Origin of the sequence: Wolbachia endosymbiont of Drosophila innubila (assembly GCF_021378375.1) — a bacterium.
Taxonomy (GTDB): Bacteria; Pseudomonadota; Alphaproteobacteria; order Rickettsiales; family Anaplasmataceae; genus Wolbachia; species Wolbachia pipientis.
The window spans coordinates 1,167,094-1,179,611 of record NZ_CP076228.1 but is presented as its reverse complement, the minus strand read 5'-3'; the positions used below and the strand labels follow the sequence as shown (position 1 = coordinate 1,179,611).

Genomic DNA, 12,518 nt, shown 5'->3' with positions numbered 1-12,518 from the left:
CTATTAGTAGAAAATAAATCATCATAGTTTAAAATTGTACCATGGTAGTGAGCTTTTATATAGGGGGTATAATCATAGGCATAATAGATAATTTTTTAATTAAATCTGTCAAAAACAATGACATAAAAGGTGTTAAACTGACTCTAATTCTCTATGATGCATTAAATAGTTTTAGAAAATTCTTTTCAAAGACTATGTCTCTCAAGAATACAGGATCATTTGATATAAATAATAATCAAGCTTTAAATCAGGCTTTAGGACATGCTACAGATCACAAAATAATGGAATTGCTGATTAATCGTGGAGCTGATATCCACTCAATAGATGAGAATGGAAAGAATGTTATAATTCGTGTTATTGAGAGTTTAGCAGAATCAAAAAATCTAAAATTGGATAGTGAGAAAAACTTACCAGCAGAGATAATTCTTCACCCCACAGTTTCCTTTTTACTAGGAAAAGGCGCAGAGTATTATTCTACAGATGATTTGAATGTTGAAGCTATACAACAAAAACCTCCTAGAACCTCTGAATATGAGCCAATAACTATGTACGCTGAGGTGAACAACAATGTAATACCACCTCAAAAACCTTCTAGAACTTTTGAGTATAAGCCAAAGAGCACTAATTATGATGCTTTGCCTTCAAAAGAGCCAATTTACGCTGAGGTGTATGATGCTAAGGTTAGTAACTCATTAGGGGAGAATGGTTATTTGAGTGTATCAGAAGAATCTATTTATGCTGAAATATATGATTCACATAAAAAATCCACTGAAAATTTATCATTGGAAGATAGTGGTTATTTGAGTATATCAGAAGAACCTATTTATTGCACTATAGATGATCTTTCAGAATAAAAAGCCTACTAGCCTAAAACAGAAAGAGCCAGAACAGTCGTCAGAACCTATTTATGCTAGGGTAGATTTGTCCAAGAAAAGAGCAGAAAGAAAAGCAAAAGACATAAAAGCTAATTCTGGAACTTGCCATGGGTTAGTGCAAGATAAAGTGAATGATTGGCAAGTGAAGCTAAATGAGCTAAGTGCTAATAAGTCGATAAGTCAGCAACAGACTAATGATCAAAAAATTAAGACCAAGGCTGGCTTTAGTGTAGAAGAAATAAGGCAGAAATATGAGCGTAGAGATTCTGGCTACGATTCTGGCTATGATTCCGATACAAAAGTTGAACAACAATTAGAATTAGCTCCTAAATCTGAGATAGGTTCAGTGAGTATTGAGCATGGAGTAATAGGAGGCTGTCGATATAAGATTACTGATATATCCCTCTAACTATGTGATTCAAAATAATTGAATTGACTTTATATATGTAATCGATATAACCTAGTTAGATTCAAGTTGACTCTTTCGTCTAGTGGTTAGGACACCACCCTTTCACGGTGGTAACACGGGTTCAAATCCCGTAAGAGTCACTCAAGTAGAATATAATTAAAGTTTTGAATGGGAAAAATTAGGCTCTATGTTGAAGAAGCTTTATCACAAGGCGTGAGTTTAGCACTTAATCCACAACAAAGTCACTATATTTGCAATGTAATGCGGCTTAAGAAGTATGATAATCTCTCTCTTTTTAATGGAAAAGATGGAGAATGGTTAGGAGAAGTAGTTAATATATCGCGTAAATTGACAGAAGTTACACCCAAAGAATGCACTAAACAACAGCAATATGAGGAAAATTTATACCTGTATTGTGCCATGGTAAAAAGTGCTGCTTTGAACAACATAGTAAGACAGGCAACTGAAATGGGAGTAATCTGCATTCAATTTATTTCAACGGAACGTACAGTGGTAAAAAATATTAACCTAAGTAGAGCAAAATTACAAGCAATCGAAGCAGCGGAACAATCAGGTAGGATAAGTATACCAGAGATTTTGCCTCCTATTAACTTTTGTGAGTTACCTGATTCCCAGAGTAAAAATTTTGTTTTGTGTGATGAAACAGGTAAAGCTGACAAAGTGCTGAAAGGCAAAAAAAATGTTGCTATTATTGTTGGCCCTGAAGGTGGTTTTTCATCTTATGAACTTGATCTTGCCGATAAGTTTTGTCAAAAATTGAGTCTAGGAAAAAGAATTTTAAGGGTCGATACTGCTGTAGTTGCTGCACTCACTTTCACCAATTGGTGTAGCTAGATTTTTAAATATGACTAAGGTTTGGGTCATAAAGAAATCTGGTTCAGTGTTGCGCGCACAAAAACCCTGTAGACTTTCTACGAAGCAGTCTGTTGTTAAAGAGGAGCTAATAAAAAACATATTCTAAGATAATATTAAATCTCATATTATATTTTTTCTAAAGTAAACAAATGAATCTTGCATTTTGCCTGAGTTATTGATACTCTGAGTAAAGAAGTCGGGGCGTAGCGCAGCCTGGTAGCGCATTTGGTTTGGGACCAAAGGGTCGGGAGTTCAAATCTCTCCGCCCCGATGTTAGTATAGTTGTAAGAACGCTGTAACATAAGAGCAATCTCCATCAGTAAGCAAGTAGCTGACACTGGAATGACATTATTTACCATGTAAATTATGGCATATTACATTTTAACGCTCAAGTTTATAAAATAATTGACAATGTTAATTTTCTAATTTATAAATAGATTTTGAAATGATTACCGAAGGAGGTATAGAGTTTGATAGAAGTATCAGTCCATTATGGTGATGTAGACAGAGCTCTTCCAGTATTGAAAAAAACAATTCAAAAGGAAGGAAGAGGGTTGAAAATGAAAAAACAATATCATGAAAAAAAATCAGAAAAAAGAGCTAAAAAGAAAGCTGAAGCTAAAAAAAAGAGGTACCAACAAGAGTGCAGAAGGCAACGTTATGGTTGGTAGTTTGTACTCAAGTTAATAGTTTATCATTGGTTATTTTATGAATATTCACGAATATCAAGCGAAAGAAGTTTTGCATAAATTTAATGTCCCAGTGCCAAAAGGTTTTGTTGCTACATCTGCAGAAGAAGTAAAGACTCAAGTAAGTCAATTAAAATCTGACGTGTTTGTAGTTAAAGCTCAAATTCATGCAGGTGGTAGGGGTAAAGCCGGTGGCGTAAAGCTAGCAAAGTCAGTTGAAGAAGCTCAACAGTTTGTAAAGGACATGATTGGTATGACTTTAGTTACTCATCAAACAGGGCCAAGCGGGCAGCAAGTAAGAAAAGTGTACGTTGAAGAAGGCTCAAGCATTAAGAAAGAGTATTATTTAAGCCTGGTAATCGACCCGAAGCTCAGTAGGCCAATATTCATATTTTCCTCAGAAGGTGGAATGGACATCGAAGAAGTGGCAAAAAATTCTCCTGCAAAAATTGTGAAATTTGATATTGATCCTGCTACAAGTTTTGATAGCAGCAAGTTAAGCAGCAGTTTTCATTTGAGTCCAGAACAAATAGAAAAGATATCGAACATTGCAAAAAAAATATATGATGCGTTTATTGCAACTGATGCGAGCCAAATTGAAATTAATCCACTGGTTGAAACAAATTCTGGAGATTTTATTGCGCTCGATGCAAAAATTAATTTCGATGATAATGCTTTATATCGTCACCCAGAAATTATGGAACTTCGTGATTATGATGAGGAAGTGAAAGAAGAGATAGAGGCTTCAAAGTATGGGCTCAGTTACATCAAAATGGATGGCAGTATTGGTTGCATGGTAAATGGTGCAGGTCTTGCTATGGCAACAATGGATATAATAAAATACTACGGAGCAGAGCCTGCTAACTTTTTGGATGTTGGTGGTGGAGCGAGTAAAGAAACTGTAACTGAAGCATTTAAAATCATATTGTCTGATAGCAACGTAAAAGGAATTCTGGTTAACATATTTGGTGGTATAATGCGTTGCGATATTATCGCAAGTGGAATTGTTGCGGCTGCAAAAGAAATGAGCATTAAAGTTCCTCTAGTGGTTAGATTATCAGGTACTAATTTTGAAGAAGGAAAAAAAATTTTAGAAGAGTCAGGATTAAATATTATTGCTGCAGATGAGCTAGATGAAGCTGCGCAAAAGATAGTAAAAGAGGTAAAATAAAGCATGTCCGTTTTAGTAAACAAAGATACAAGATTAATATGCCAGGGTTTTACTGGCGCACAAGGCACATTTCATTCAGAGCAAGCAATTGATTACGGAACGAAAATGGTGGGAGGTGTAACTCCTGGAAAGGGTGGGAGCACTCACCTTAATTTACCGGTTTTTAATACTGTAGCAGAAGCCAAAGAAAAAACCGGTGCAAATGCTACAGTTATATATGTACCTGCTAAATTTGCTGCTGCTGCAATACTTGAAGCAATAGATGCAAAAATAGAATTGATAATTTGTATTACAGAGGGCATTCCTATGCTTGATATGGTGAAAGTTAAGCGTGCGCTTATCGGCTCAAAAAGTCGATTGATTGGTCCCAACTGCCCGGGAATTATTACCCCTGAAGAATGCAAAATAGGAATTATGCCTGGCCATATCCATAAGCGTGGACACATAGGAATTATGTCTCGCTCCGGAACTTTAACTTACGAGGCAGTAGCACAAACAACCGCTGTTGGTCTTGGTCAATCCACGTGTATCGGAATTGGGGGGGATCCAGTTCATGGTATAACATTTGTCGACTGTATGGAGCTCTTTTTAAAAGATAACGATACTCATGGTATCGTAGTTATTGGTGAAATAGGTGGAAACGAAGAAGAAGATGTATCACATTTTGTGAAAACAGAAAAAACTAAAAAGCCAATCGTTGGTTTTGTAGCAGGCCAAACGGCACCTCCAGGAAGACGTATGGGACACGCTGGAGCAATCATCTCTTCCAGCGGTGGAAGTGCTGGTGCAAAACTAGAAGTTATGCGGAGCGCTGGAATTGCAATTGCTGAAACCCCTGCAGTAATTGGTAAGAAGGTATTGGAAGTAATGCATCACTAGAATTAGGGTCACAAAAACCCTATATCACCGGTCATGAATACGTTATTTGCCCATTCGATTAATAACTTGCCTCCTGGTAAATTTACTGAAGTCTGTTGGGCAACCAGATATCCACGTAGTGTGGATGCAACAAGTGCTGCACAGGCTGCACTACCGCATGATGCAGTAATGCCTGTACCTCTTTCCCAAACTCTTAAAGCTATTTCTCCAGACTTTTCAACTTGTGCAATACTAACATTAATTTTCCGAGGAAATAATGCGTGATTTTCTAGCTTTGGTCCTAAATTTCGCAATGGTATTTCACTTATGTTATCAACAAAAAAAACTATGTGAGGATTGCCAATATTTACTGCAACAGGATCTTTTAGCATTTCAAGCTCTATAGGTAAGTGAAGAGTGTCACACTCAGTAGATAAGGGAATTTCATGCCATTTTAGCAAAGGTTTACCCATGTTAACCTTTATGGATTTATCACCCACTTTAAAACACTCTAAAATGCGTTTGCTTGTTAGCTCAATAATGGAGTATTCAGCACCTTTTTCTGACATTATCAAATATCCAACACAGCGTGCTGCGTTTCCGCACATTTCAGCTCGACTGCCATCAGCATTATAGATATGCATAAAACAGTCTGCAGCATTAGACATTGTTATAATTATCACTTGATCACAACTGCTTTGATCAGCAATTTGTCTATGGTTCCAGTCTAAATTGTTTGTTGAACGTGAGTCTATGATAACGAAATTGTTACCAGTGCCGTGCATTTTGATAAAATTTTCAGAATTTTGGCCACTCATCATAAAAAAATATTTCTTCTATTGGTCTTCTTTTCTTCTTACTTGTTTCAGCACCCTCTTCTTCGTAACCAACCGCTATCACTGACATTACGTTAAAGTCATTGGGTATATTGAACTCTTTCACTATTTTATCTCTATCAAATCCACCCATTTGATGGGCCATTAAGTTCATAACTGCAGCTTGTAACATAAGTCCATAATTCGCTGCACCAGTATCCTGATTAGCCCAAAAATTTTCACCTTTATCAGATTTGCGGAAATTCTTAGCGCTTAAAGATATGATTAACACTTGTGCATCTTTTGCCCATTTTTGATTAGATTCATCAAGGCAATTTAGCAGCTTTTCCCATGCGCTTTGATTGTTCTGTTTGTTGCATATTACGTATCTCCAGGGTTCATCACCAAAACATGAGGGAGTCAGCCTTACAGCTTCCATTAAAATATCCATGTCTTCCTGAGATATTGCTCTTGTAGGATCGTATGAACGTCCGCTGTGTCTTGCTTTCATCAACGATAATAGATCTTGTTTACTCATCATTTTTAATTTATCATCATTTTTAATTTAATAGTGCATAAATAATTCATTGTAGCACAATATAAGCAAAATTTAAATTGCAAAACCTCTCATACACATATATTACATTTAATAAGTTATTTTTATTGGGAAGGTATGTTTATAACACAATCTAGCAGCAGGTCAACACTGGCTGAAATATTGTCTTGCGTTTTACTTTTATTCTTGATGGCTCAAATAAGTATACCATTGCAGCCTGTGCCTATCACATTGCAAACTTTAGGAGTAATGCTTATTGGGCTTAAATTTAACCGCAGAACAGCATTCTATTCTGTGCTTACATATCTATCACTTGGTGCAGCAGGATTGCCTGTTCTTGCAAATTTTTCTGGTGGTTATCACGCTCTCCTTGGACCAACAGGTGGATATTTAATTGGCTGTTTAGCTGCTGTTATGGTAATGAGCAAAGTAAATGAATTACTGAACTCTAAATATAAATCATTTGTGTGTAATTCTTTAAGTTGTCTGGCTGGTACAGTTGTAATCTTTATTTGTGGTGTTAGTTGGCTTGCTGTTTACTTGGGTCTGGGACAAGCAATAATGGTGGGTGTTTTACCATTTATCCTTCCTGGTTTGATAAAAATTTTTCTACTTGTAGCAGCTTTGCAATATTTGAAAAAATGATAAAATTTCGCCCTCATCATTTTATGTGCACCCTCGCGTTTCGGGGATATGGGTATTCTCAGGGTTTTGTAGAAAATTATAGGAAGATAGCAAGTGAAGTGGTTAGTACTCAAATCGAAGTAGTTGGTAACCTTGATAGTATTTGTAGTGCTTGCCCAAACCAGACTAAACAAGGTAAATGCACCGAACAAGCTAAAGTTTTAGAGCTAGATAGAAGGCATATGGAAATTTTAGGAATTAAAATTGGCGAGACTTTGACCTGGAGTGAAGCGGTAGAAAAGATTAGGGAGAAAATGTCTTTAGAGAAATTCGAGTACGCATGTGAGGGGTGCAACTGGCAGCCATATGGAATATGTAAAAATGCCCTTTTAAATCTACAAAGGTAGTTGACAAAATGTGTGCGCCAAGAAGTGCGTAAGGAACAGTTGGTGAAAATCCAACACGGGTAAAGCTTAGCCGGCAACCTGGAACAAACCATTATGCTGCGTAAGGTAACGAGCGTAGTAAAGCTAATGGAATGGACAACATAGGGTGCAACGAAAGTGAAGGTATTGAGTCCCGTAATTCACGCGTCATGGGGGCTGACACTTTACATTTGGTGGAAGGCAACATGGGTAATAACGCTAAGGCAAGATATTACTCACCTCATCGGGATCGAAGGCCGCGTCATGTGTTGAGATGGACCTTACGTGAACTTGGGAGATCCTTTGTATTCCTGTAAGGGTACTCTGGAACAAGTCAATAAAGGCGAGGACTGGAGGAAGATGCAAAGGAAGTCGGACTAATTGATAGTACTCGGAGTGTGGGAAAGCCACATACAAGGGGAAGCGGTTAGCAATATAGTGACTGGTATAGGGATTGCTATACCAATACAACAGAGATTAGAGGAGTATGCAAGGAAAACTAAACCAGATAGCAGTAAGGGCTAAGCAAGATAAGCGAGTAAAATTTACATCATTAGTTCATTTGATTAATGAAGAGAATCTTGCAGAGTGTTATAAGGAACTAAAACGCAACAAGGCTTGTAGTATAGATCGTGTGACAGTGGAAGCTTATGGAGAAAATCTAGAAGAGAAACTTAAAACACTAGTGGATAGTATGAAGAGAAAACAATATCAACCGCTACCAGTGAAAAGGGTATACATACCCAAAGCCGGGAGCAAAGAGAAGCGCGGTCTCGGAATACCATCAACGGAAGATAAGTTGGTACAGGTAATGCTAAAGAAGATATTAGAAAATATTTATGAAGCAAACTTTATGGACAGCTCGTATGGATTTCGACCAGGAAGAAATTGTCATCAGGCGATAAACGCTCTAGATAAAGCAGTTATGCACAAACCAATTAACTATATTGTAGAAGTGGATATCAAGAAGTTCTTTGATAATGTTCAACATAAATGGCTAATGAATTGTCTAAGGGAACGAATAGCTGACCCAAATTTATTGTGGTTAATAAAACGATTTCTAAAGGCAGGAATAGTCGAAGTTGGATGTTATAAAGCAACCGATCAAGGCACACCACAAGGTGGTATAGTAAGCCCTGTATTAGCTAATATATACTTACACTATGTGCTGGACTTATGGTTTGAAAAGAAATTTAAGCCAAAAGCCAGAGGATATTTACAGCTAATAAGGTTTTGCGACGATTTTGTAGTTGGCTGCGAGAGGGAAGAAGACGCAAAAGAATTTCTAGAATTACTGAAACAAAGACTAAGTAAATTTGGGTTGGAAATAGCTGAAAATAAAACAAAAATAGTAAAGTTTGGTAAGAAAGAATGGTATCAAGCAGAAAGAGAGAAACGTAGGACGGCTAGCTTCAACTTTCTAGGATTTACACATTATTGTGGAAAAAGTCGTAATGGTAAACTTATGATGAAGCAGAAAACTTCAAAAATAAGCCTAGCCAGAAAGATTAAAGAAATCAAAGAATGGTTGAAGATGGTACGAAGTCGTATCTGTTTCAAAGATTGGTGGCAGAAACTTAAAGCCAAACTAACAGGACACTATAGCTACTTCGGAGTTAGCGGAAATTATCGGTGTTTGATTCAATTCTATCGACCGGTAACAAAGTTAGCATTTAAGTGGATAAACCGACGTAGTCAAAAGAAAAGTATGGATTGGGAACAATTTATACACTATTTAAAAGTAAATCCATTACCAAAACCAAAGGTATATGTTTCTTTATACACAGGAGCACTAGTGTGAACGCTGTATTGTGGAGCCGTGTGCGGGAAATCCGCAAGCACGGTTCTTTTGGGGAGACTATGGTTATGAGACCAAATCGCTGGTTTCAAGGTCATGAGTCTCTACCAGACCTCTAAAGAATAAAATTTCTGAGTTAATAGAACAACAATTTAGCATTAAATACTATGACAATTATTTGGCTTACACTATACATAATTGGGCTGCAAGCGAAATATCTGATTCTATTACTTTTTGCATAATTGGTTGTGGAAATTGCAAGATTGGATATCAAGATGTTGCAAAGTCATTCAACATAACAAAAGAAGAAATTGACCAAGGTAATATTGCAAGCATAGAAAGTAAAATAAAAAGTGAAGCTGAAAAATCAGGTAGCGAGTTTTCTGAGTTGATTTCTAGAGTGGATCAATCGCTAAAAGAGCAGAGTGAAAAGTCTATTGTACAAATTTTAGATTCATCCGCTGAGGAGATGTTAAGGAGTTTCTGTGATAGCCCTGTACAGTCTCCAGAGCCTCAAGAACCCTCTGCTTCATCTGAAGAGCATGCTACAGAAGGCCCAGAAACTAGTGTTAATTCAGATCTTTTGTCAACCTAATCAACCCCATATATATGTTTTTTTTGTACCCATGCTTTGCGTTTTGGGGTGGAAAGAAAGCACCATTCTTCGTTGCATTTTTCTATCTTCATCACAACAAACTTGTCTATTTTCATAGTAATCTTGCTGTCTACACTCTGTTTTTGATATCCATAAGTATCTTCTTTTACAATCGCGTAGCGCTTATCACTAAGAAGATTGCCTTTTATCCATCCGCAGTCTTCATCTATATCGCAGACCTTTTTCCAACTCTCAAACTCTTCTATCACTTTCAGGGGCAGATTTTTGCAAGTGTATATCCATTTTACAGGATAGTGAAACCCTGGCCCCGTTCTCATGTTGATCTTATTTGATTTGGTTGAAACAAAGTTGTTAGCAAACAAGCTATGGCTAAATAATAAAAACAATAGGATAATAGTACTGAACCAAGATCCCAGTGTCACGCACTGGGATAACGTGAGGGATAGTGTAACAGACTTATTCATCATAATTCACGATTAGGTTGACATAAGATAAAGAGTAAATTAAAAATTGAATAGATCTTTAAATGCAAAATCAATGCCTATAGAAATATTAATGCCTGCTCTTTCACCAACAATGAGCAAAGCTGGAGGAAAAATTATAAAGTGGCATAAAAAAGAACAAGACAAAGTTGAAGTAGGCGACGTAATTGCTGAGATAGAGACTGATAAAGCCATAATGGAGTTTGAATCTATAGATGAAGGAGTTTTAGCAAAAATTTTAGTAACAGAAGGAACAAGTGGCGTGCCTGTAAATCAACCAATAGCTTTAATGCTGGAAGAAGGAGAAGATGAAAGTGCACTTAACAACTATACTTCAACTTCCATCAATAGTGCAGTTAAAAAGGAAGTGACAAAAAGTGCTATTGATAATCAAAAATCAGAACACCAAGATTTAAACGGAAAGCCAATAAGTCATTCTTCGGTGTCATTCCAGCGCGTGACGCTGGAATCCAACCCCTCAATGTCATCCCAGTGCTTGACACTGGGATCTAGAAAAGAAGAATGGATCCCAGTGTCAGCTACTCAGATGACAGAGGGTTATGCAGAAGGTAGAACAAAAATAAGCCCATTAGCTAAGAAAATAGCTCAAAATGAAGGGGTTAATGTGCAGCAATTAAAAGGTACAGGACCATATGGTCGCATAATTAAGGCTGATGTGTTGGAGTTTTTAGGCAGTGGTATACATACTGAAAGTCCTGAGAAAGATACCATAGTTGAAGTAAGCAACATGCGCCAAGTGATAGCACAGCGCCTGACTGAATCAAAACAGAATGTTCCACATTTTTATTTAACTGTAGACTGCCAGGTTGATAAGTTAATATCGTTAAAAAACGAGATTAACTCAGCAGATGAAAACAATAAAGTAACAATTAATGATCTAATCATAAAAGCTGCAGCTTTCAGCATGAAAAAATTTCCTGATATAAATTCTTCGTGGATAGATAATAAAATACTGAGATATTCAAATATAGATATTTCAATCGCTGTGGCACTTGAAGATGGGCTAATTACTCCTATAGTAAAAAATGCTGATAAAAAGGGTATTTTATCTATATCAAAAGAAGTGAAAGATTTAGTAAGCAGAGCAAGATCTGGAAAATTGAAACCTGAAGAGTTTCAAGGAGGAGGGTTTACTATCTCCAACTTAGGGATGTTTGGTATAAAAGCCTTCAGTGCTATAATCAATCCGCCGCAATCTTGCATTATGGCAGTTGGTGCATCTAAAAAACAACCAATTGTTATGAATGAGAAAATAGAAATAGCAGAAATAATGACAGTAACGCTCTCTGTTGACCATAGAGCAGTTGATGGGGCACTCGGAGCAAAGTTTTTAAATGCCTTTAAGCATTATATAGAGAATCCTCTGGTGATGCTTATTGAAACTGCGGTAATCTATTAGCATTGTTATTACAAAATTAATACCTCTAAGTTTATACTTTTATTAGTTAATAGGTTTAGAGGTAAAAAAATGAATACTACAGTAGAAAAAAATAATCCAAAAATTTTTCCTCAAAATGAAGGAAAGATTAACTCAAAAGGCATGGTTGCCCCACCTGTTCCTCCGAAATCTTCCCAAGCTAAATTTGCTGGAATAAAAGCAATTTTTGAGCGAAATGTACCTCATTCTCAAGCAAATGATAGTAATAAAACAGTGAGTAGCAATCTTGGAAGAACATTTGGCCCAACAATGCAAAAACTCATGGAAGACAACATTCATAGCACTCCTAACAAACAACGCCGCAATTCAGGGGATAGTGGTATCAGTGATATTAGTAGCAGCACTTCTGATGATGAGGATAGAACAATAAAAGATAAAATGATGGAAAATGTTAAGCAGGATAACCATCAAAAAAGCTTTGATTTACATAAAGTACAAGCAACTGATGAATTAGAAACCGTAAAATTTCTCAAAACGCTAAGCAAGAAAGAAAGAGAAAAACTTGGTTTTTCTCCTAAACAGCAAAATAACCAAAAGGTTGAGACTAGCAAAAAAACTTATAATCCACTTGATTGGAATCCAATCTATCAAGGTAAAAAGCTCTTTAGCTTAGGCAATATGTCGAGTAATTCGTCTTCATGTAGTGAAAAAAGCAATATTTCAGATGTAAGCGATAAGTCTAATAATTCAAACATTGTTAGATGTAATATTACTAGGAGTAACAGTAAGGAAGACCTTCGTAAACCTGATGCTTCACATAATGACAAATCTGCAGGTAAAAAATTATCTAATGTCAATGTAAGCGAATTAATCAGAAAGTTTGAACAAGGTAATGACATAGTAAAAGGGCGTTAATCAAATGTTA

16 protein-coding genes and 2 tRNA genes are annotated in these 12,518 nt (G+C 36.5%); 15 read left to right on the top strand and 3 right to left on the bottom strand.

Going from position 1 to position 12,518, the window contains the following annotated elements; translation table 11 throughout:
- Nucleotides 1–41 precede the first annotated feature (41 nt).
- The 8 genes from J4T77_RS06390 (at nucleotide 42) to sucD (ending at nucleotide 4,899) form a co-directional block, all read left to right on the top strand.
- Entirely contained in the window at nucleotides 42–854 is an 813-nt protein-coding gene (locus tag J4T77_RS06390; protein WP_223823128.1) for a hypothetical protein, read from the top strand.
- Entirely contained in the window at nucleotides 838–1,284 is a 447-nt protein-coding gene (locus tag J4T77_RS06385; protein WP_233641030.1) for a hypothetical protein, read from the top strand. The genes J4T77_RS06390 and J4T77_RS06385 overlap by 17 nt, the downstream gene beginning before the upstream one ends.
- A gap of 68 nt (nucleotides 1,285–1,352) precedes the next feature.
- Nucleotides 1,353–1,424: transfer RNA gene (locus J4T77_RS06380), tRNA-Glu, on the top strand.
- A 28-nt stretch (nucleotides 1,425–1,452) separates the two neighbouring features.
- Nucleotides 1,453–2,139 carry a 16S rRNA (uracil(1498)-N(3))-methyltransferase gene (locus J4T77_RS06375; protein WP_006279818.1) on the top strand — a complete coding sequence of 229 codons (687 nt, stop codon included), beginning with the start codon at nucleotides 1,453–1,455 and terminating at the stop codon, nucleotides 2,137–2,139.
- Nucleotides 2,140–2,357: 218 nt separating this feature from the next.
- A tRNA-Pro gene (locus J4T77_RS06370) sits at nucleotides 2,358–2,431 on the top strand.
- Between the two features lie 199 nt (nucleotides 2,432–2,630).
- On the top strand, nucleotides 2,631–2,831 hold the full coding sequence (gene rpsU / locus J4T77_RS06365) for a 30S ribosomal protein S21 (protein WP_006279819.1): 201 nt from the start codon (nucleotides 2,631–2,633) through the stop codon (nucleotides 2,829–2,831).
- Between the two features lie 37 nt (nucleotides 2,832–2,868).
- A complete protein-coding gene (sucC, locus tag J4T77_RS06360; protein WP_006279820.1) occupies nucleotides 2,869–4,020 on the top strand; it encodes an ADP-forming succinate--CoA ligase subunit beta in 1,152 nt (383 codons plus the stop codon).
- 3 nt (nucleotides 4,021–4,023) lie between these two features.
- Nucleotides 4,024–4,899: a succinate--CoA ligase subunit alpha gene (gene sucD / locus J4T77_RS06355; protein ID WP_190321388.1), complete on the top strand. Its 876-nt coding sequence runs from the start codon at nucleotides 4,024–4,026 to the stop codon at nucleotides 4,897–4,899.
- Between the two features lie 8 nt (nucleotides 4,900–4,907).
- Here sucD and dapF read toward each other — a convergent pair whose 3' ends face one another.
- Nucleotides 4,908–5,696 carry a diaminopimelate epimerase gene (gene dapF, locus J4T77_RS06350; protein WP_006279822.1) on the bottom strand — a complete coding sequence of 263 codons (789 nt, stop codon included), beginning with the start codon at nucleotides 5,694–5,696 and terminating at the stop codon, nucleotides 4,908–4,910.
- Entirely contained in the window at nucleotides 5,677–6,234 is a 558-nt protein-coding gene (locus tag J4T77_RS06345; protein ID WP_190321389.1) for a nitroreductase family protein, read from the bottom strand. Before J4T77_RS06345 ends, dapF begins: the two co-directional genes overlap by 20 nt.
- Nucleotides 6,235–6,366: 132 nt before the next feature.
- On the opposite strand from J4T77_RS06345, the gene J4T77_RS06340 reads away from it, so the two are divergent.
- The 5 genes from J4T77_RS06340 to J4T77_RS06325 all read left to right on the top strand — a co-directional run bounded on the left by J4T77_RS06340 (nucleotide 6,367) and on the right by J4T77_RS06325 (nucleotide 9,691).
- Complete coding sequence (locus tag J4T77_RS06340) at nucleotides 6,367–6,894, top strand: biotin transporter BioY (protein ID WP_015589442.1); 528 nt, start codon at nucleotides 6,367–6,369, stop codon at nucleotides 6,892–6,894.
- Nucleotides 6,891–7,280, top strand: coding sequence for a DUF1284 domain-containing protein (locus J4T77_RS06335; protein WP_010082044.1), 390 nt, complete (start codon nucleotides 6,891–6,893; stop codon nucleotides 7,278–7,280). Before J4T77_RS06340 ends, J4T77_RS06335 begins: the two co-directional genes overlap by 4 nt.
- 414 nt (nucleotides 7,281–7,694) lie before the next feature.
- Entirely contained in the window at nucleotides 7,695–7,823 is a 129-nt protein-coding gene (locus J4T77_RS07110; RefSeq protein ID WP_255324786.1) for a hypothetical protein, read from the top strand.
- Complete coding sequence (ltrA, locus tag J4T77_RS06330; protein ID WP_190321099.1) at nucleotides 7,786–9,099, top strand: group II intron reverse transcriptase/maturase; 1,314 nt, start codon at nucleotides 7,786–7,788, stop codon at nucleotides 9,097–9,099. Before J4T77_RS07110 ends, ltrA begins: the two co-directional genes overlap by 38 nt.
- Before the next feature lie 124 nt (nucleotides 9,100–9,223).
- On the top strand, nucleotides 9,224–9,691 hold the full coding sequence (locus tag J4T77_RS06325; protein ID WP_190321474.1) for a WBM0748 family T4SS-associated protein: 468 nt from the start codon (nucleotides 9,224–9,226) through the stop codon (nucleotides 9,689–9,691).
- On the opposite strand, the gene J4T77_RS06320 is transcribed toward J4T77_RS06325, so the two are convergent.
- A complete protein-coding gene (locus J4T77_RS06320) occupies nucleotides 9,688–10,179 on the bottom strand; it encodes an SH3 domain-containing protein (protein WP_007551030.1) in 492 nt (163 codons plus the stop codon). The genes J4T77_RS06325 and J4T77_RS06320 overlap by 4 nt on opposite strands.
- Before the next feature lie 70 nt (nucleotides 10,180–10,249).
- On the opposite strand from J4T77_RS06320, the gene J4T77_RS06315 reads away from it, so the two are divergent.
- The gene (locus tag J4T77_RS06315; RefSeq protein ID WP_190321473.1) at nucleotides 10,250–11,614 is read left to right on the top strand and encodes a pyruvate dehydrogenase complex dihydrolipoamide acetyltransferase; all 1,365 of its coding nucleotides are present in this window, start codon (nucleotides 10,250–10,252) and stop codon (nucleotides 11,612–11,614) included.
- A gap of 69 nt (nucleotides 11,615–11,683) precedes the next feature.
- Nucleotides 11,684–12,508, top strand: coding sequence for a hypothetical protein (locus J4T77_RS06310; RefSeq protein ID WP_007550761.1), 825 nt, complete (start codon nucleotides 11,684–11,686; stop codon nucleotides 12,506–12,508).
- Nucleotides 12,509–12,518: the final 10 nt, after the last annotated feature.

Coding starts and splice junctions, on each gene's coding strand:
- J4T77_RS06390 (WP_223823128.1), top strand. CDS start 42: ATGGTAGTGAGCTTTTATATAGGGGGTATAATCATAGGCATAATAGAT.
- J4T77_RS06385 (WP_233641030.1), top strand. CDS start 838: ATGATCTTTCAGAATAAAAAGCCTACTAGCCTAAAACAGAAAGAGCCA.
- J4T77_RS06375 (WP_006279818.1), top strand. CDS start 1,453: ATGGGAAAAATTAGGCTCTATGTTGAAGAAGCTTTATCACAAGGCGTG.
- sucC (WP_006279820.1), top strand. CDS start 2,869: ATGAATATTCACGAATATCAAGCGAAAGAAGTTTTGCATAAATTTAAT.
- sucD (WP_190321388.1), top strand. CDS start 4,024: ATGTCCGTTTTAGTAAACAAAGATACAAGATTAATATGCCAGGGTTTT.
- dapF (WP_006279822.1), bottom strand. CDS start 5,696: ATGAGTGGCCAAAATTCTGAAAATTTTATCAAAATGCACGGCACTGGT.
- J4T77_RS06345 (WP_190321389.1), bottom strand. CDS start 6,234: ATGATGAGTAAACAAGATCTATTATCGTTGATGAAAGCAAGACACAGC.
- J4T77_RS06340 (WP_015589442.1), top strand. CDS start 6,367: ATGTTTATAACACAATCTAGCAGCAGGTCAACACTGGCTGAAATATTG.
- J4T77_RS06335 (WP_010082044.1), top strand. CDS start 6,891: ATGATAAAATTTCGCCCTCATCATTTTATGTGCACCCTCGCGTTTCGG.
- ltrA (WP_190321099.1), top strand. CDS start 7,786: ATGCAAGGAAAACTAAACCAGATAGCAGTAAGGGCTAAGCAAGATAAG.
- J4T77_RS06320 (WP_007551030.1), bottom strand. CDS start 10,179: ATGATGAATAAGTCTGTTACACTATCCCTCACGTTATCCCAGTGCGTG.
- J4T77_RS06315 (WP_190321473.1), top strand. CDS start 10,250: ATGCCTATAGAAATATTAATGCCTGCTCTTTCACCAACAATGAGCAAA.
- J4T77_RS06310 (WP_007550761.1), top strand. CDS start 11,684: ATGAATACTACAGTAGAAAAAAATAATCCAAAAATTTTTCCTCAAAAT.